Here is a 19,919-nt window from a genome sequence, read left to right as displayed (position 1 = left end):
TTCAGCTACTGGCGCTTCGTCAGCTACTGGTTCTTCTTCAGCTACTGGCTCTTCTTCAGCTACTGATTCTTCTTCAGCTACTGGCTCTTCTTCAGCTACAGCTTCCTCTTCAGCTACAGGTTCCTCTTCAGCTACAGGTGCTTCTTCAGCTACAGCTGCTTCTTCAGCTGCGGGAGTTTCTTCAGAAATAGGCTCCACCTCATCCACGGCGTGCTGCGACTTCTTCGAATCATCTGAACGACCGAGGATGCCCATTGCTTCGGCAACATGTTTGGCTTCAGAAAGGACTTTTGACGCTAAACTGCTAGAAGTTTTAAGCGCTGGCTTTTCGCTCTCTGTTGTCAGTCTATTAGGCTCAAGCCTGCTAGACTTCAAAGTCAGCGGACGCGGTTTATCGCGCACTGGCGAGCTAAGTTCATCGGCGATGCGCTTCACTTCATCCACATCGACCCAAGATTGGACACTGTCCATCTTAGGGGGTTTATTCTGATCTGATTGCTTAGACATGCTCTAGCTTATCTCGTACTTCGTTGCTCAAATTCTCAAATACTTCCATCAACTCACCCCCCTCAGGCATCACCCCAACAGGCAATCCCTTCGCACAGGCTTGTATAAATAAATCGTCTCTTGGAACGACTGTAGTAAACACGAGTGAGTCTGGCAATAACTTCTTCATAGCCAAGACTGAGTCTAAACTTTCCTTCAGATGAGACTGAACCATTGTCATCAAGACACCTAACACTCGAAGCCGCGGGTTTGCCTCGCGGATAGCACGAAGCCCTTCCAGCATTTTCGGCACAGACCTAACACCCAATGGTTCCGCTTGCTGAGGAATCATCACCGCATCAGCGTTTTTCAATAGCTCCACACTCATGCCAAACAAACCAGCAGCACTATCAATGATGCATAAATCGTAGCCCAACTCAGCCACATCATCATAAAAGTCAGCCACCTTTTTAGTGATATTTGACGGCATCTCGCCGCCAATAGCGTAGTCACTATTCAAGCCAGTGGCCATGATACTCAGCGTATCCATGCGCGTTGCGACAATAACTTTCGACAAATCAGCTTGGTCTGTAAGGACATCATAAAAACCCTTCAAGGAGCGCGATTGCCTAGTCAATGACAATCCCACCGACCCCTGGGGATCGGCATCTATCAACAGGACTTTTAGTCCTTGGCGTGCAAAGGCGTGGGCAAGGTTGATGGAAAGTGTTGTCTTTCCAACTCCTCCTTTTTGACTAGATATTACTAAAGTGATCACAGGTTTTAAGTTCGACTCGGCAGACCTTAGTTAGCTGGGATGCCTAGCAAAAGCATAAATTCATTTATACGCAGAAATCTCATATCTCACTATTTTTTTACCCGTACATAAACACTGAATTAGCGCCAATTTAACCGTTAGATCTCATTCCAAGAAGTCACACAAATGGTTATTTATCATGAGCCATCACATAAAAACATGCAGCTAAATCGTAACACTGTGCACTACAGGTGCTTATAAATAATCATTCCTACTTGGCGCTGAATGATGCTTTTTTATAGCCAATTCATCGTATCACTACTAGCCTTGTGACGGCGCTTATGACAAAAACATTCTTTCTGACTCACCCCCGAAGAATCAATATGCAGCTGAGCATCCCAGCTACCTTACTGGCTATATGCTCACTTGCCGCAACCTCATGCAAAGATACTGAGATCACTGAAATAGAAAACTCTGCAGCCATTTACATAGAGGGCGCTAACTCCAACAAGCTATCGTCAGGACCGCAATCCACACTGATTGAGCAACAAAGCAAATCTTCGATCAACTGGCAGCCGTGGTCATCGCAAGTTTTCACTCTAGCGAAGCAGGAGAAAAAGACCGTGCTCGCCTTCATCGGATCGTCAACAAATAGCTATACCAAACTCATTCTAGATGATTTAGCTAGATCAAACAGAACCGGCAAGCAGATCAACCATAACCACATCTGCACATTGATAGATGCTGACATCTATCCAGCTCAATTAATCCTAGCTGAGAAACTTCACACGCTGAGCAACCAAAAACTCAGCAACCCGATCATCATCTGGTACTCACACGAAGGACTGCCCATTTCCTGGATCAGCATCCAACAATCACAAATCTCACGAGTCAATGAGATGATCCAGCAAACCAGCCACACCATCGACACCTTGTGGCACGACTCATCTGAATACGTGCTTCACAATAGTCGAGATAGTATTGCAAAGCTCAAGTCATACATCAACGAGAGCCAGAGCGTGGAAGCACTGAAAGCCAGCGAGATGAACAGATTCGCTCGTAAACTTCTAGCTAACTACGACCACAACACTGGCCAAATTGACAACTTACCCGTCTATCCACCTAGCGAACACCTACAACTTGTTAGCCAGCTCGATGAGATGAAATTCCCCAAGCTGCAAGACATTGCGCACGACACTATCGATCAATTCATCTACAGCCCGATGATCGATCCCATCAGTGGCGGCGTCTACACTCGCAGGTTAGAGACCACATGGGACAAACCAGAGTTTGCAAAAGATCTCAGCACCCAGGCTCAAACAGCTACCGCACTTATTAATGCCGGTCAGCGCTTCGACCACAAGCGCAGCATCCAGCAAGCAAAAGAAATCTTAGACTTCTGCGACCAGCAATTGCTAGATCCAACAACTAACTTATACAAATTAGCGATCAACCACAGCGTCATTGATTACGTTGACTCACCAGATTTATGGACGGCTGATGAGCTGAAAAATATCCTCAGCGAAGAAGAATTCCGCATCATTAGCATCGCCTTCGACATCCGCAACTTAGGAAACCTTCCAATGATTGACGACCCTCGCAGGCAACTCTACAAACAAAATAGCCTCGGGCTCAGATCTAGCCTAGAGGACATCGCTTACAAACTCTCTATCCCCCAAGACAAACTCTATGCGCTCTACTCCAGCGCCACTAAAAAGATAGCCAAACAAAAAACCAGTCACAAGCCTGACGCGCAAACCTCAGCACTTGTTGCTGCAGGCCCAAACATTGAGCTGGCTACAGCCTACGCCACCCTTGCACAGCGTACTAATGACGAACTAGCAGAAAAAAAAGCGCGCGAACTATATGACCAAATTCGCCAGCTCTTTGTTAAAGAAAACTCTATCAGCCAGGCCTATTTTAATGGCGAGGACGTAGGAGTTCCAGCAAATGCTAACGTCTATGCGCGCATGGTAAAACTAGCGCTGCAAATGTACCAACTCACGCTAGAGCCAAACTATCTAAAACACGCTGTAGCTTGCCAGAATCAGATGCGTGAGAACTTTTACGATCAGTCTATCAGCACAATGACTGAGAGTAATTCAGAAGACTCACCAGTACCGCTACAATTTGGATTTAATACCATGCCAAATACCCGCATGAGGCCTAGCACCCACGCTATATCCTACAGCAACCTCAGCACCCTGCTCCAGCTAACAGGCGATGTCGGTTATAAAAATGAGCTGGATAGTGTGATGCCAAAAATAAATAACAGCAATGGCCACAGTACAGCCATATATATCGACTACCTCAGCGCATACTATGCATCGCAAAAACCATGTGTCTACTTCATTGGAGCCCTGGCTAACGACGAACAGAAAGCCATGCACAAGTTCGCAATTCAATCAGCTGTAAAAGTCGCAAAGATCCATCCAGATCACCCAACACACTTTCACAAACAAAACACGGCAGCTGCAGACATCCCCAACACTGCCGTAGTGCAAAAAAATGGCAAAACCATTGGCGTTGCCAGTTCGCTCGCTGAACTCAAAAAGTTCCTAGCTGAATAACCCCGAGTAACCTAACTTAGTATAAGCATACACGAGTGATTCACAGATCTAACCTGAGCTAGCTAATAGTTATAGCCATTTCAATACAGCGACATTAGCCAGCTTAGCTTAGGGCTCCCTTGGCCCCTCTATTTCGTTAGCAAATCGCCATTAGCTAATGCACGAATATAGCTCGCTAGGAACAAACATTTAGCATTAGAAATTCATCTATTTCTAGCTGCATCTCAGACCAATAGGCAGTAAAACACAAACTCACCCTAATCCATTTAGCCCGTGGGTTAATAAACAAAACAAAGAAAAACGTGGACTCAATGACCATCAAAACCGTGCTCATTTCATTAAGCGCTATCTCATGCGCAGCCCCGCTATATGCAGGGCAAGTCGTATTCACGCAAAGTGATTTCCTCAACCGCTACCAATATGGTCATAGTGCCAATGCCATACAAACCACGGTAACTTCGGACGAGGGGATTAAATTTACTCTTACTATCCGTAACGCAAAAGGCGGCAAAGTATCCATCGGCAACCGCTCTAACAATGGCTTCATTGCCGTTACGCAGGGAAATGAAAATAGAATTGATAAAGGTCAGGGGCTAACATTTAGCTTAGCTATCGATCATGGGTCTACGAAACGAAAGCTAGATAAGCTTTCAATTGGCGGACTCAGCTATTCGTGGCTCAACTTGGGGTCGCCTGACGAGCTAAGTCAGATTCGAGAGTTTAGAATAATAGCCAAAAAGAAACAAACTGTAGTCACTGGGCCATTTTACGATCGCTCCATAAGAGCATCTAACCTGGGAACATTTGCTCACCTACCCACTGATCCAAAACAGCTAGCTAACTGGAAGATGACTAACATTCTTACCAGTGACTGCCCTACACGATTCGAAAGTATTACTTTCAACTATAAACTTAGTCGTAACTAGCTACTAGTTATTAGCCTGAAATTAAGCGAGTAGGCAAACTGAGCTAGCTAGTCAGCCCAGAGGATAGTGAAGCAACGATAGCTGCGAGAATTATCTCAAGCGATCATCATTATTGTGCCATAATTAGGCAGATAAAATAGCACCCTAGATTATAATTTTTATCTACGCCTAAAACAAACATCTATCCAACAAAACTAATCCAATTCTTGCTGCATGATGGGCCTCTAATTGCTAGAGTAACAACTCACCCTAATCCTTTTAGCCTCGGGATTAACAAGCATAACAAAGAAAAAATTGGAATTTATGACCAAAAAATACGTACTGTGCACATTTAGCGCTGTCGCACTAAGCTCCCCAGCATGGGCTGGAAAGGTAGAATTTTCATCTAAAAGTTTTCATGATCAATATCATTTGGGTCAGCTAGCAAAAAATTTACAAGCTACAGTGACCACAGATGAAGGTATCAAATTCACGCTAACTATTAGTAGTGCCACAGGCGGGCAGGTAATTGTTGGCAACGATAAAAACGAGGGCCACATCTCAGTACCAGGAGGAATGAATGATTATAGGATCCCTCAAGGCCGTGGACTTAGTTACAGGTTAGATGTAGACCTTGGTGAGTCCAACCAGAAGCTCAGCCAACTTAGTATTAGCACCATCACGTACTCATGGATTAAATACGGCACAACCGAAGAACTACACAAGATTCGTGAGTTTGACATCACCTCTGGCACAAAAAAAACTACCCTAACGGGACCATTCTCCGATAACACTATAAAAGCTGTCGACCTAGAAGATCTAGCCACTTTGCCGACTGATCTTAATCAACTAGCTAACTGGTCAATGAAGAATATTATTATTAGCGAATGCCCTACTCGCTTTGAAGGCATTTCCTTCGACTATCAACTCAGCCGGAAATAACACGCAGTTCTGATTAGGTCAGCTCAACAGAACAAAAAAGCTCAGTATGCAAAATGGCACACTGAGCTTTTTGATATTTTGTCGCTTAGCTGAGAGCTAGCTAGAGCTGGCAAACTTATTCACCAGCTGGAATAAATTCCATTTGCTTGATGGTTAGGTCGATAGGACGGAATACATTTTCCTCACCAAATACCAGCACAAGCTCTTTAACATTATGAAGGTTTGGCGTTCCTGGCAGCGGCACCTCAATCGTCTTGACCTCATCACCTTCAGTCTTATCAAAACGAGTGAAGATCTCGTTTTCAAAGGCAATTGGTTTGATCGGTAGGTTAGCCGCACGCTTTACAATCATCAATGATTTAGGCATTGGCTCAGCGGCCTGATAGCTGATTTTCAGTGTCCCATTAGACAAGTTGTGACCTTGCTCGTTAGGCATCACCATAGAGACGCCACCAAAGCGCACTTTCTCGCCGTGTAGGTTGAAGCTCTGGCCTTCGTGTTTGATTTCCAGCGCATCACCAGATGCAGTCCAGACGATGTGCTGAGTGCCTGGAGAAAAGAAATTGAATGCGTCGCCCGGCTTGTTGAACTCCACCAGCTGATCAGCTAGCCCATGAGCTGCTAGATAGCGCTGCATGTTGATATTACCAGTATTGATACCACCAAGAATCAAAGACATCGTATGAGCTGATGTTTGGAATTTGATTGGTTCACCTGTGCTAGTTAGTGTGCCTTCCCATGGTCCGTGGTCGGTAAACAAAGCACTCACACCTTGCCAGTTAGCTTTAAGGAAATTCTCAATTTTCTCCGGAGCCACCATGTAGGAAACACCAAGTGTATAGAGAGATGGAGCATCGGTGATGCGCTCGTCTTGAGACACCGCGATATCCGGAACGCCAACGTCGCCAGTGTACTCTACGCCACGACCACTATATGATTCTGATAGGAAACCTGGGTTTCCTAACTTCGTCGCAAAATCGACTTCGATCGCAACCTGATTTTTCATGTTTTGCGCCCAGCCTGGATAGCTAAGCTCATTCATGAACTGTGTCAGACCGAGAGCCTGGAAGCTAGATCCGTGCCAAGTTGCTAGTGTGTAGAGCTCACGTCCGTCAGCCATACGATATGGCATCATCTTGAAGCTCGCATTTTTGATAGAGTTGATTGGCCAGCCATACTTGAGGAAGCAGAACATGAATGGTCCGCGGAACTCGTTGATGAAGTAGTTTTGGTGACCAACTACCCAGTTGCCATCCATGTCTTCCCAGCCAACAAATTGATCGCGAGATGCATCTTTACCGAATGTGAAGGTATCAGTTTCAGGGTTAAACAAATCAATATACCCGTCTTTTTGTGCGTTGATGAATTGTTCCATCTTAGCTACCAACTCAGCGGCCTTGGCATTATCCTTGAGCTGTGGGTGCATCAATGCGCCAGCTGCTTTTGCCACCGAAGAAGTTAGGTTCACATTGTCGCCCCAAATTACTTTCACGACACGCTCGTCGAGGATTTCCATGATCTTGCCTGCATCCGCGGCAAATGGCTCCAGCGGCCCAGTGAAGTGACGAGCACCGTACTCGGCGCCACGTTTGATTTTGCCTTCTTTGCCACCTTGTACAGGTGTGATCCAGCCACGCTCAGCGAGAGCGCCCCAGATAGCAGCGGCTTTTTCCTGACCAAAGACTTCTACCAGCTCGCTCTTGCTAACATCTTCACCTAGCGGACCAAGACGCTTGCCATCTTTCAGACCGAGGAAGTTTCCTAGCAGCCCTTTTGAACTTACCGCTGGATCTTGCTGGTCAGCTAACAAAGTATTCACAGTATGCTCTAATTTTTCCAGCGCACGCTCGCGAGAAACGTATGGGTTATCGGCGTAACCAGCTGCAATATTTGCCAGCACCTCAACCCACTCACCCATAGATGTTAGCTGGGTAAATGAACGCAGATAGAGACCACGTGATGGATCTTGGTTCCAACCTTCTAGCGGATACCCAGAAGCTTCATCTATCAGCCCGTGCTTAGGGTCGATGTAGCTCATCGCATTAGCCAAGAGCTTATGCATATGCACGTGCTCAGCATCTACTTCAGGGAATGAAAAACCTTCCACAACCTCTACCACTTCAGCTACTTTCACCTCTTCCACTAGTTCTACTACGTCGAGTTTCTTTGAGGTCTTTGCATCCCCCTGTTGCTCATTACTATCATTTTTCCCGCAGCTGGCAGACGTCAATGCGACGGCCGCTGCTGTTCCGAGTGTAATCCAATTTTTCATCATTAATATAGTGGCAGAAACTCTACCTTATCTATTTCTATACAAGCAGCGTCAGCCAGGGTCATTTTTGCCCACGCCAGCTAGATATCTCTTATATATTGATGCAGGATTACGTCAAATCCAGCTTGCAATCTGCGCACCCGTGATACAAATCTCGGCAATTTCGCTCATTCGCATATATCGCCACAAATTACTGAAAAACAAATAATCAATAGCTAGCTCGCCAGCTAGCTACGAACCTATTCGCCCCTAGGATTTTCACACAATGACTGTTAATGATGCCAACTACTTGGCCGCCTTGCTGTAGTCGGTGAAATCAAATGACAATTTCTCCACGTACTTTTTAGCTAGCCTACTAACTAAGCGCTTAGAGGTGTCCATGTATAAGCAATGGCGCTGAATCTCATCTTGCTGATCGCGCCAGGCCAAATTGAGTTGATAGCCAGCGCGCGGAGACTCATCATAACACATCTGAAGCTCGACAATCTGACCGAGATCAATCTTGAAATTAGTACGAGGAGAACGCAGCTCGAGCGTCTTACGAAACGGGTTAATGACGATAACTTGCCCAAATCTATTTCTAATAAAATAGGCAATCAGGGTACAAATGCCACCCCAGACAAAGAAACCAGCAATGACGTATTTCAGTATATCCGAATCCGCCTTAAATTCGATCGGCGCCATTAATACACCAACCGCTATGCAGACCATCACGCCGAAGAACCAAAGATGGCTATAGGATGATTCGTGGTAATAATTCCCATCACGATGGTGAAACCCAATCGGAGGTAGGAGCCCGTTAGTAGGCTTTGGTCCAGCCAGTGGTTCGTGTGGAATTTCATGCACCTCACTCATTGCCAATGTCTTCTTCTGATGAGCTAAGTTCGTCAATGTTTTTCATAACAGCTAACACATTCCACACAGTGATGAGCATACATAGACTAACCGCAATGCATATCCAAACAAACTTGTTCGTTAGCAATGCTAGCTCTAGGTTAACTAGAACCGCGTCAATACAACGCCATGCAAAAACAATCGCGCTAGCAAAATAGACGTAGCGAAGCACTGAGTGGCGCTGCAGGTAGGCGCGCGGCAGTATCAAAAACACAGCGTAAGCTAACAAACTAGCAGTGATGGCTGCTGAGGATAATGAATAGCTAGCTAGAAACCTATCCAACCCTAACAAACTGAGTCCAACTGCGATCGTCCATATCACACAGCTAAGAATCAAAACCCCAAGAATTAAACCAAGCATTCGCCCAAAGTGGCGTGGTTTTACATTTTCAATAGTGACAGGATAGGTCTGCATCGCTGATAGCTAACAATAAGATGCTAGACTAGGTCAAGTACGATCTCCCGTTGGGTTTTCTGCAAAGCTTACTTTCTCCATCGTGTCGGTCTGAAAACTGAAAATTTCAGCTACAAAAAAAGAGGGATGAGCTGATGCTCATCCCTCTTGAGATAATTTTTACTGTGTAAGTGAACTTACTTCAGCGGGCTCTTGCTGACGTCGCGCTTAAGCGACTTGATTGTCAGCTGATCACGAGGTGCGTCCATGTCTTTTGGCATGACGACTTCGTTGTTGATCAGAGTGGCACCGAGAACGGATTCACATGCCTGACGCAGCATCCAAGCAGCGGCACCAGTGTAACCATTCCAGATCATGCGACCTTGGTCGTACTTGGTGAGGTAATCAGCACACTGTTTGTTCGGCTGGCCACCGTAGAGTTCGATCTCTTCCTTAGTCACGTGAGTGATGGCAGAAACCTTGTACCAAATACGGGCACATGCATCGCGGTAGTACTTAGCGAGCTCTTCGTTACCTTCCTCAGCAAAACGCTCGGAAAGCAGACGGCAAGCGCGTGTAAGCCACTGCACACCGTGTGAGTACATACCGTTCTCACGCACACCTTCTGGGTAGCGTGATGAACGACCGAGGTACGGCTTGGTGTCTTCGCGAAGTGGCGGGAAGCCGAGGCTGATCACGTTGTCACGCTCGAGCACCTTAAGAGCGGTGTCTACAGCGGTACGAGCGCGGTCGCGGTTGATGTCTGCGTAAACTGCCCAAGCAGCACCCAGTGCATCTGTTTCCCAGTAGCCAGCGCCTTCGAGGCCGATCTCTGTGCCGTCATCGTGGATCGCACGGAGGTAACGGTCGTTACGCCATACTTTCTCAACGTTAGCTTCGAGAGCCTTCATGCGGTTTTCATACTTCTCACGACGCTCCTTACCTGAACGCTCCTCGATGATGTGGAGGAAGTTCTTAAGGATGTAGGTGAGGAAGAATGCGAGCCATACTGACTCACCGCGACCTTCTGAACCGATCTCGTCGAGACCGTCGTTCCAGTCACCAGCACCAATCAATGGCAGGCCGTTTGGCCCAAGGCGCTTCTCGAATACGCAGTCAAATGCTTTGAGTACGTGCTCGAAGATGTTGTCAGACTTAGGCGAACGCAGTGGGTAGAAGCCCATTCCGTGCTTACCTTCTGGCAGGCCTTGTAGTGGTGTTTCAGCTTTCAGGTAAGTCACGCGCTCGTCGAGCAGTGATTTATCACCTGTCATGCGGGTGTACTCAGCGATACCCCAACCTAACCAGAGAAGGTTATCGTAGGCGTGTGAGCGGCAAAGGAAGCCAGAGCGGCCATCTTGCTGACGGAAGAACCAGTGAACGACGTCACCTTCTGGGAACTGCTGGGATGCGTGCAGCTTGAGCTGTGCGCGAGCCAGTTTAGGATCAACCCAGATCATGTTGACAGTATCCTGCAGCTGGTCACGGAAACCGAAGGCACCTGATGCCTGGTAGAATCCTTTACGTGCCCAGATACGCTCAGCGAGTGCTTGGTACTTCATCCATTTCACGTAAGCATCGAATTCTTCGTCAGAAGTTTCGAGCTCAAGTGTGTCTTGCAGTGCGAGCCACCATTCGCGAGTTGCGGCGATGGATTTCTCAGCTGCTTCCACAGTACGGAACTTAGCTACTACTTCGTTAGCTTGCTTGCGATCATCCCCTTGGCCAAGAACCACTGAGATTGTCTGCTCTTCACCAGCTGCCAGCTCGATGCTGGTAGTCATGGCTGCGACGGCGAAGTCGTCCTTAGTACCAACTTGTGCTGCACCTGCGTCAACCATTGCTGGGTGAGCGAATGAACGTCCTTGTCCGAAGAACTCACCACGCTTGTTGGTGAAGCTCTCTACTGGAGCACTCATTGCCACGAAGCATGATCCCTCGCGGAAGCTGTTGCGTGGGTTCTCGAAGAACATCGCGCCAGTAGCGGCGTCGCGGTCGATCTTTAGTTTACCTGCCATCTCTGGGCTGTGTGCCAGCGCGATCTGGAAGTAAGGAGCTACGCGGAGTTTCTTAGCTGTAGAACCAGTGTTCTTGATCTTCAGCACGTAAACGCCAGTTGGCTCGTCAAGTGGAACGTGAACGCTCAGCTCAGTCTCGATGTCACCTTTCTGCATGTTGAATACAGCGGTACCGTCGAGGCCAAAGCGTACGTCTTGCTTAGCATCGTTGTCCTTGAGTGGATCGTATGTCGGAGCATACCACTCGTTGTTACCTTCATCGAAGATGTAGAAGGCTTCAGCTGGCATTTGTGAACCAGTCACGTCAGCCCAGTCAGTAGTCAGACGGTTCTGCTGTGCGTTACCATTGGTGGTTGAATGCAATCCACGGTTGGTGACGGCGAGAACGTGTCCGAGTGAGTTGGACATTTCGTGGTCAAATGGACGCGGTGTGAACGGAGTCAGCACGCGCAGTGTATTGCCATCGTCTTCGTACTCAGTGTAGTTCTCAGGCGTACCTGGTAGAACTTCACCGTGACCGATGAGTGGGTGGCGGAGCGGCTGCTGCTTGCTAGAAATTGACTTATCAATCTCTGGCTGGATGTGTTTGTTGATCCATTCAGCGGCGGTTTTCTTAGTCTTAGAGCAACCAATGAGGAGCTTGACTGGCTTCTTCGCATCAATCAACAGGGCGCCGATTGGGTCAAAGCTTGGGTAAGCTTCCATGTTGAGAGCTTCGCGGAATCCGAGTGTCTCAAATACACGTGGCTTCCAGATGCTACCGGCACGACCGATGAAGTCGACACGACCTGAGAGCATACCTTCTGGCTGAACGCTTGATGCCAAGATACCGTGGTATTTGGTGTAGCGGTGCAGCGCGAGGATCGCGTTGAGGTCAGTGTGGTAGGACATCTCTGGGTAGAGACGGTTGTACTGGGAGTGGTTACGGTCAGTACCTGCGTTGTGGATCATCCACTCACAGTATGGTACCAACTTGAGATTGCGGTTTTGACCAGAGAGGTCTTCCACATTCACGTCCCAAATTTCAGCTGCGTCTTCACGGTTTGGAAGAGTCACTTTCACAGTAGTGCGAACATCGTTCTGCTCGTTCACTGCGGTGATCACGTCGCCGTCTTGGCTGTAGTCAGATTGCTTGAACAGCTCTTCTGGGAAGTTACCCAGAACTGGCCACCCTTCTTTCTTATCTGCATCCACTACGTAGAGCACACGACCAGCTGGCTCAACATTTTCAAATGCTGGGCGGGTCAGTCCGTATCCCTTAGATGTAAGTGTGGAGTTGATCTCACCAGTAGATTTCAGCTCAACGCTGTACTCGTTGTTGGCGAGGCGGAATGTCTTCTCAGCTGTTGCCGCATTGCGGTCAGAACGGCTACGGAAGAATGCGAAGATCGCGGTAGCCACTACAAAGACGATAGCGTAAGCAAGCATGTCGATAGTGAATGTTTGAGCGTTAGCCTGCATTGCAGTGCCGTCAGCTAGGATTTGCTCCCAGACTTCAGCTGGCTTAGTTGGCAGGTAGAATGGAATGAGCAATGGTGCCCAAGTAGTGAAGCGCTTCACACCTTCAGGAATGAATCGTGCAGTGGCGTCTTTGCCTACGAATGTCGCACATTTTTCATCCAGCTTGTCCATGCCGAGGAATGACAAGTTAACCAGAGTAGCTACGCGCAGCAGCATGTGGTCGAGGAAGATGATGATACGGAACCATGAGTAACCGATGATCATAGTGAATACACCGATGCTCCACGCGCCAAATCCGTCACCGAAGCTATGCACGGTAGCGAATACCGTACGGATCAGACCATCTTGGTTGTACCAAGTTGGCTCAGCCATTGGGCGGAGGAATGTGAAGATGATTGGTGCCATCCACAGACCCCAACGGAGAACGTGTACAGTACCTTCAGTGATTTCTACGAAACCATCTTTAGTGAAGATGCGCTTAATGCTAGCTGCGTCCTTATTGAGGATCGCTGCAAGGAAAGCTTTGTTGATCGCAAACAATGGAGCAGCAATACCCCAACCGATAACACCCATGAGCGCTTCGTTGAAGAGGATGCGTGAGCCGCCAATAGTTTCACCAGAGAACAGCTTAACCTGACCCCAGTTACTGATGATTGCGTTGAACTCGTCAGGACGAGCTGTTGTTACAGTATTACAAGCATTCACAACATCATCCAAGTTCATGCCAAAGCTGGTGTAGAACTGGAATTTAGTAGCGATGATTGGCATCTGTGAGGCATCAAAGTAGAAGCCAAGGCCTGCACCGATGAAGGCACCAAGAAGGCCTTCTACGAGGTAGTATCTCCATGACTTGAAGCCGTAGAGGATGTCGCGAACCATGCTCACACCACCGAAGGCGGCAAAACCAAAGCCTGCGCCAAACAGAATGCGTGTGCTGGTGCAAAGCGTAGGAAGTTCCATGTTGAGGCCGATGGCAAATGCCAGACCAACAACCAGACCACGTACGTAAAGCACAGGGTCTTTATAGGAATTCAGCGCACGACCGAAGAATGATTGAGAACCGTCGAAGGTCTCGATGATAGTTTTAGCCAGTGGGAAAACCAAGAGGCCAAGAACAACCAAGCTGATTGAGCTACCGACCAGACCAGTCTTGCCCACGAGAGCAGCGATCTGCAGAAGACCCATAAGCACACCACTGAAGACAGCACCTTTAATCGCGCCGCTCTTAGCAGTTGCCCATACTGAGCCGAAGGTAGGAGCACCGCCGCGCATTGCGTCGACAGCCATTCCTGTGAGAACAAATACCAAACCCCAAAGTGGAGCTTGTGAAACCATAGTTGCTACAACCGCAATCACTGGGTTGAGCGCATCGCTCATTCCAGCTGATCCCCAGTCAGCAATCATTGGCGCCACTACTACAGCAGCTGAGAAAAGTGCAAGTACACCGTGGATGCGTCCGTCGAGAACGAATTTCTGACGCGCTACCAGGTTAGCTGAGTTGGTGACAAATTGTGCAAAAATAAGCACATAAATCATCTGCAACCAGATAGTATCAGCTGTCTGAACAGCAAGCAGGAGGCCGAAGGAAACTGGAGCCAGCGCGCAAACGATAGAACCAATCCAGCCAATGTGCTTCTTGTACACAGACATGCGGAAGATGCCAGCAACGTGGAAAATGGCTGCAAACAATGCTGCGCCAAATTTACTCAGAACGAAGAATCCGCCGAGTGATGCTGGAGCTACCCAAAGCTGAGAGGTTGTAGAAGCAACCGCAAAGAAACCAGTCACAGCAGCAGCGCGGAATGCCTCGCCGAGTGTCAGTGACTTACCAGCCAGAGCCAGTTTGTAAAGAGTCGCAATCGCAGCACCTGCAAGCGCCAAGTACATTGGCTGACAAGCTTCGCGGTAGATTGCAAAAATCACAGCAACCAAAAGAGTCGTCGCCACACCCATAGTGATGTCGCGTGCGATGCCCTTCAGCTTAAGTGAAGGAATGAATGCCAGTACCAGCGCCAACAGTGAGGCAGCCAATACAGTACCCATCTGGAACAGACGGCTTTGCATCATTTTCTCCATAGGAGACAGGGAATCGAAGAACACATCCACCTGCAATGTGCCGGCAGTCTCTTCAGACTCACCTACACGATGGATCAAGAGGACGACTTCTTCGAGCTCGCCGATCAATGCCCAGTCGATAGCCGCAGCTACGTCTTCGCCGATCTTAGCGTCTACGAGTTGTATACCGCTTGTACCCTTCAGCTCGAAACTAGCGCGAACACTAGCTGGCTCAGTGTCAGCTGAATCCACACGCGCATTGAAGCGGTCTTTGCTATCTTGAGTTAACCCTTCAGGGTAGTCCTTACTCCATACACCAGCGAATGCATCGCCAGCAATGGTGTATCCAACCTTCAGCACTTCGCGCTGTAAGTCATCGTTGAATACAGATTCAACCGTCGCCTGTGCTCTGTCATCACTATTGAAGGAGCCGCGCTGGGCAGCTTCTACAAAGTGAATCGAAGCGACTGTGTCGGCCTGTAAACAGCCCACAGTCAGCAACGCCAACATCCATACATATTTCAGTACTTTCATTTGCTCTTTGGTTTATCACTCACGATTTTGCTCATAGGCAATGAGTGATGGCTTCCTTTGATCAGCTAAACAGTTCACGGTCAAGCCGAGATGGTACAAATCATCTCAATCTGACCGATAAATTCCGCTCGCGAATACATGGAGATCTGGAAATATGCACACTTTTGCAGCCCCTACATGCACAAACATGATACCGTCAATTTTAATCAATCTACGCACAGTCAAGTGATTGAACTCAACTCATTCATAAACAACTACCAAGACCCATCTTCACCTGTTTCCACAGTAAAACCGCTACCCCACCTCGTGATAAATCCGTCACTTTGTATTCGTTTACAAAAACACCGCCATCTCATTCTCTCAGTTGACAAATTCACCAGCCAGCCGAATTCGTAAGCAATTCCCCCACAATATCTGCACCACAGCTTATTCCAAGGCAACTAAACCGATCACTAACAAGCATCACAGCGCAGGTAACAAAAACAACTTTTAACCTTTAATCACACCTCAAACTAACTAACTTCATCCTGTCTATGTCAGAAATTTTCATCAAAATTGCTGCAGCTCTCACACTCAGCGCATCGCCGCTTGTCGCTCAGCTTATCGCCCCACCAGCCGAACCTAACGCACCTATCACGCCGCTCGTCAAAAGCGACCCAAAGAACATCTACAGCTCAGTCGTTAGAATCGAAGCCGCCACCCAAGTGCCCGACTACACCACACCGTGGAGCGCAGGAAGATTCTCTGGCGGCATCGGCACAGGATTCATCATCGGCGAAAATCAAATCCTCACTAACGCCCACGTCGTCTCTAACGCCAGACGACTACTCGTCACCATGCACGGGTCAGCTAGAAAACATCCAGCTAAGATCAAATACATCGCTCACGATTGTGACCTCGCGCTGCTAGAGCTCGAAGATTTCAAACCATTCGCTCACCTCCAACATCTAGAAATTGGCGACATGCCCAAGCTCGAAGACCAAGTGCGTGTCATCGGCTACCCAGTCGGCGGTGACCGCATTTCTATCACCCGTGGCGTGGTTTCCCGTATCGACTTCCGCCCGTACAGCCACAGCCAGGTAGACTCACACCTCGTCGTCCAAATTGACGCCGCCATCAACCCAGGCAACTCAGGTGGCCCCGTACTACAAGATGGCAAAGTTGTTGGCGTCGCCTTTCAAGGCCTGCGCTCAGCTGACAATACTGGCTACATCATCCCCACTCCAGTCATCGAACGATTCCTAACCGACATCAAAACTGGCAGCTACGACCATTACGTCGAGCTCGGCCTCGTTGACTTCCCATTGCACAACCCAGCCATGCGCCGCAAATTTAACCTCAAAGCGGATGACCCAGGCGTACTTGTTGCCGCCGTCACCCCAGATGGCTCATGTGAGGGAATCCTCGAAGTTGGCGACATCCTCGTTGCCATCGACGGCAACCAAGTTGACAGCGCTGGCAACATCCTCATCAGCGGTGAAAAAGTAAACCTCAACGAAATTGCCGAACGAAAATTCGACGGTGATGAAGTCAAACTAAGCATCCTGCGCAATGGTCAAGCGATGGAAAAAACCATCGTGCTCAAACCATTCCCACCAGCGAGAATGTATGCAGCGACCTACGACCAACAGCCGCTCTTCACCACCTTCTCAGGCCTCGTTTTCCAGCCGCTCAACCTGAACCTCTATGCTGCTAGCAAATTTAGCAACGCTCGCCTACGCCGCCTCTACGCGCGCTACATCGACGAAGCGATCTTCAAAGAGCGCAAGGACATCGTCGTGCTAACAAGAATCCTCAACGACCCTATCAATGCCCACCTCGGCAGCCATGCAGGCCTCGCGGTAGAAAGCATCAATGGCGAGAAAGTTAGAGACATCGAGCACGCGCACCAGCTACTACACCCAGCTGAAATGCCCGAGTTTTTCATCATCAAATGTGAAGGCAACCCGCGCCCCATCATCATCCCCGGAGATGAGGCAGCTGAAGCCAGCCAGCGCACACTCACCCGCTACGGCGTGAGCAAATCACACAACCTCAAACACTAATCCAGCTGAGCTACATAACTTTTGCGTTCGTATTTTATTATGAAAATTTTCTCTATCATCACCAAGTCAACACTGTGCAGCGCGCTCACCATCTCTATGGTCGCCAGCACGCTGAGCCTCAGCGCACAAAGCCCTGAGAAATCCGTCATCCGCATCAACTCCACCAGCCAAACCTATAACAACTGGCAGCCGTGGGATAAAAATGCCCCGTCTACCACTCGCGCACTCGGCGCCGTGCTCGATGGCAAACAAATCCTAACCACTGCAGAGCTAGCTGCTGACGCCGTCAACATCGAGCTGGAAAGCATCGACGGCACCCGCACCGTACCAGCCAAGGTAGTCGCAGTCGACTATCAAGCTAACTTAGCCCTGCTAGAAGCTGAGGGAAGTGAAGCTGAATCATTCACCGCCGACCTCGTGCCACTACAAACTAACGGACCTGCTAAAATTGGCGACCAGCTAGAAATCTGGCAAGTTGAAGACAATGGCATGCCTCTCATCACCAAAGGAAACGTGCAATCAGTCGACATCGTCTCAAGCTTCGCCCCGGGCGGGTATTTTCTAACCTACGAAGCCAAGGCGTCCATGCAAAGCGCATCTAGCAGCTTCTCACTACCCGTGGTACGCGAAGGAAAACTGCTAGGCATTCTCACTAGCTACAACTCAAAAGACCAAATCGTCGACGTCATTGCGCCCGAGATCGTCAAATCATTCCTCGAAGATGCAGCTGATGGCGAGTACCTCGGCTTCCCATCACTCGGTATCGCCGCCAACCTAACTGTAGACCCGAGCTTCCGCAAATGGCTCAAACTTCCTGACGACGCCGGCGGCCTCTACATCTCACGCATCCTCAAAGGGAGCGCAGCTGAAAATGCAGGCCTGCAAAAGAACGATGTCATCACCGCTATCAATGGCCACCAAATTGGCCGCCGCGGATACTATCAAGATGATACCTACGGCCAGCTGTACTGGAGCCACCTGATCCGCGGATCAAACAAAATTGGCGACACCATCAAGATCGACATCATGCGCGACGGCAAGCCGATGCAAGTTGATGCCAAATTGAAAATGGCTAGCGAAAGGCTCATTCCACGAGAAACATTTGGCGAAGCGCCTAACTACCTCGTCAAAGGTGGATTCATTTTCCAAGAACTCACCCAAGGCTACCTGTCTGGCTTTGGTAAAGATTGGCAAAACAAAGCACCTATCGACTTGCTAGACGCTCTAGATTCACCGGAAGATTACGAAGAAAACCGCAATCGCATCGTCATTCTATCAGCTACAATCCCAACACCGGCGACAACTGGCTACGAAAGCCTGCGCAACCTCATCGTCAACAAGGTCAATGGGGTAAAAATTGCTGACCTCAAATCACTGGCTGAAGCATTTCAAAAACCTGATAGTGACGGCATCCACACGATAGAATTCCTCGGCGGTAGACCTGAAACTATCTATCTAGACGCTAGCTATTCTGATGAAGTTGACGCCCAACTAATTCAGCGCGGCATCCCTAAGCTCTCACGCTTCTAAACAACCTTCTATCAATCGAATGATTAAGAATGGTGCCACCAGCTGGCACCATTCTTTTTTTTTGTTACTAGAAATCAGCTAGTTACTAGCAAAGGCTCAATATCCACCCAACAAATAGTCTTATAAGGGTAGCGCTAACAAGACACTTTCCGCTAGTTAGCTGAATGAAATCCACTCTTCTTCTCGGATCAGTCATCTGCCTATCAGCCCTGAGCTCATGTTCTGACAGCTCAAGCAAACAAAACGAAAACGCTTCGGCGGAACTCAAAGTCTTTGCTGATCAGTCAGGCAAATTAGATATCGCCGGCGGCACAGCTCACATTCCCGTGATGAAAGCAGCCGCCAAGGAGATCATGCAGTTTAACCCGCAAATCAAAATTACCATCGCAGGTGGCGGCTCAGGAGTAGGCGCCCAACAAGTGGCCGAAGGGCTCGTACAGATTGGCAATACTGGCCGCCCACTTAAAGAAAGCGAAGCTAGCCGCGGACTCATCTCTCACGCATTTGCAGTCGACGGCGTAGCGATCATCCTCAATCCAACCAATCCAGTCGCCAGCCTAACTCAACAGCAAGTCATTGATATTTACTCAGGCAAAATCACCAACTGGGAGCAACTAGGTGGCGTCGAAAACCCTATCAGCCTTTATACCCGCGATGAAGCTAGCGGCACCCGTGCAGTGTTTTTCAAAAAGCTGCTCAAACAGACTCCCATCGCCAAATCAGCCAACGTCGTACCATCTAACGGCGCTATGAAAACTAGTATTGCCAATGATCCTGCAGCCATCGGCTACAGCAGCATCGGCTTCATCGACGACTCCGTTTCTGCACCTCAACTGGATGGCGTCACACCTAGCAACGAGGCTTGTCTATCAGGTGAATACCCGATTACCCGCAAGTTATTCATGAACACCCAAGGGGAACCAAGCGGAATCACAGCTGATTTCATTCAATTTATCTTCAGCCCAAGTGGCGCTGCTTTCATTGAGAAATCAGGCTATATCGCCATCAATGCTCCTGAGTAGCACAAGCATTGACACGCTATCAAGACGAGTACTG

11 protein-coding genes and 1 pseudogene are annotated in these 19,919 nt (G+C 48.6%); 6 read left to right on the top strand and 6 right to left on the bottom strand.

Going from position 1 to position 19,919, the window contains the following annotated elements; translation table 11 throughout:
• The coding region (locus JIN82_RS08500) for a hypothetical protein (RefSeq protein ID WP_200311203.1) at positions 1 to 471 on the bottom strand (471 nt) is incomplete at its 3' end.
• Between the two features lie 28 nt (positions 472 to 499).
• Positions 500 to 1,264, bottom strand: a complete 765-nt coding sequence (locus JIN82_RS08495; RefSeq protein WP_200311202.1) for a ParA family protein — start codon at positions 1,262 to 1,264, stop codon at positions 500 to 502.
• A 320-nt stretch (positions 1,265 to 1,584) separates the two neighbouring features.
• Between JIN82_RS08495 and JIN82_RS17710 the strand changes: the two are divergent.
• The 3 genes and pseudogenes from JIN82_RS17710 to JIN82_RS08480 form a co-directional block, all read left to right on the top strand.
• Positions 1,585 to 2,223: pseudogene (locus JIN82_RS17710) on the top strand (DUF255 domain-containing protein); the annotation flags it as partial.
• Between the two features lie 1,901 nt (positions 2,224 to 4,124).
• Positions 4,125 to 4,739 carry a hypothetical protein gene (locus tag JIN82_RS08485; protein WP_234041872.1) on the top strand — a complete coding sequence of 205 codons (615 nt, stop codon included), beginning with the start codon at positions 4,125 to 4,127 and terminating at the stop codon, positions 4,737 to 4,739.
• Positions 4,740 to 5,183: 444 nt separating this feature from the next.
• The gene (locus tag JIN82_RS08480; protein ID WP_200311199.1) at positions 5,184 to 5,660 is read left to right on the top strand and encodes a hypothetical protein; all 477 of its coding nucleotides are present in this window, start codon (positions 5,184 to 5,186) and stop codon (positions 5,658 to 5,660) included.
• Positions 5,661 to 5,775: 115 nt separating this feature from the next.
• On the opposite strand, the gene JIN82_RS08475 is transcribed toward JIN82_RS08480, so the two are convergent.
• From JIN82_RS08475 to JIN82_RS08460, 4 genes are all read right to left on the bottom strand, one after another.
• Entirely contained in the window at positions 5,776 to 7,935 is a 2,160-nt protein-coding gene (locus tag JIN82_RS08475; protein WP_200311198.1) for a hypothetical protein, read from the bottom strand.
• Between the two features lie 282 nt (positions 7,936 to 8,217).
• A complete protein-coding gene (locus JIN82_RS08470; RefSeq protein WP_200311197.1) occupies positions 8,218 to 8,787 on the bottom strand; it encodes a hypothetical protein in 570 nt (189 codons plus the stop codon).
• Positions 8,780 to 9,241 (bottom strand): hypothetical protein, encoded by a 462-nt coding sequence (locus tag JIN82_RS08465; protein ID WP_200311196.1) that lies wholly within the window; start codon positions 9,239 to 9,241, stop codon positions 8,780 to 8,782. Before JIN82_RS08465 ends, JIN82_RS08470 begins: the two co-directional genes overlap by 8 nt.
• A gap of 176 nt (positions 9,242 to 9,417) precedes the next feature.
• Positions 9,418 to 15,288, bottom strand: coding sequence for a GH36-type glycosyl hydrolase domain-containing protein (locus tag JIN82_RS08460; RefSeq protein WP_200311195.1), 5,871 nt, complete (start codon positions 15,286 to 15,288; stop codon positions 9,418 to 9,420).
• Positions 15,289 to 15,821: 533 nt separating this feature from the next.
• Here JIN82_RS08460 and JIN82_RS08455 point away from each other — a divergent pair.
• The 3 genes from JIN82_RS08455 (at position 15,822) to JIN82_RS08445 (ending at position 19,885) form a co-directional block, all read left to right on the top strand.
• Complete coding sequence (locus tag JIN82_RS08455) at positions 15,822 to 17,333, top strand: S1C family serine protease (protein ID WP_200311194.1); 1,512 nt, start codon at positions 15,822 to 15,824, stop codon at positions 17,331 to 17,333.
• A gap of 39 nt (positions 17,334 to 17,372) precedes the next feature.
• Positions 17,373 to 18,863: a S1C family serine protease gene (locus JIN82_RS08450; protein ID WP_200311193.1), complete on the top strand. Its 1,491-nt coding sequence runs from the start codon at positions 17,373 to 17,375 to the stop codon at positions 18,861 to 18,863.
• 164 nt (positions 18,864 to 19,027) lie between these two features.
• Positions 19,028 to 19,885 carry a phosphate ABC transporter substrate-binding protein gene (locus JIN82_RS08445; RefSeq protein WP_200311192.1) on the top strand — a complete coding sequence of 286 codons (858 nt, stop codon included), beginning with the start codon at positions 19,028 to 19,030 and terminating at the stop codon, positions 19,883 to 19,885.
• Positions 19,886 to 19,919: the final 34 nt, after the last annotated feature.

The sequence above is a fragment of the Persicirhabdus sediminis genome, assembly GCF_016595495.1.
Taxonomy (GTDB): domain Bacteria; phylum Verrucomicrobiota; class Verrucomicrobiia; order Verrucomicrobiales; family Akkermansiaceae; genus Persicirhabdus; species Persicirhabdus sediminis.
The sequence above is the reverse complement of the archived record's forward strand: the minus strand, read 5'-3'. Positions and strand labels throughout refer to the sequence as shown.

Bases quoted from the DNA above. Each gene is read 5' to 3' on its own strand.
- JIN82_RS08485 (WP_234041872.1), top strand. From the start codon at position 4,125: ATGACCATCAAAACCGTGCTCATTTCATTAAGCGCTATCTCATGCGCA.
- JIN82_RS08475 (WP_200311198.1), bottom strand. From the start codon at position 7,935: ATGATGAAAAATTGGATTACACTCGGAACAGCAGCGGCCGTCGCATTG.
- JIN82_RS08470 (WP_200311197.1), bottom strand. From the start codon at position 8,787: ATGAGTGAGGTGCATGAAATTCCACACGAACCACTGGCTGGACCAAAG.
- JIN82_RS08465 (WP_200311196.1), bottom strand. From the start codon at position 9,241: ATGCAGACCTATCCTGTCACTATTGAAAATGTAAAACCACGCCACTTT.
- JIN82_RS08460 (WP_200311195.1), bottom strand. From the start codon at position 15,288: ATGAAAGTACTGAAATATGTATGGATGTTGGCGTTGCTGACTGTGGGC.
- JIN82_RS08455 (WP_200311194.1), top strand. From the start codon at position 15,822: ATGTCAGAAATTTTCATCAAAATTGCTGCAGCTCTCACACTCAGCGCA.
- JIN82_RS08450 (WP_200311193.1), top strand. From the start codon at position 17,373: ATGAAAATTTTCTCTATCATCACCAAGTCAACACTGTGCAGCGCGCTC.
- JIN82_RS08445 (WP_200311192.1), top strand. From the start codon at position 19,028: ATGAAATCCACTCTTCTTCTCGGATCAGTCATCTGCCTATCAGCCCTG.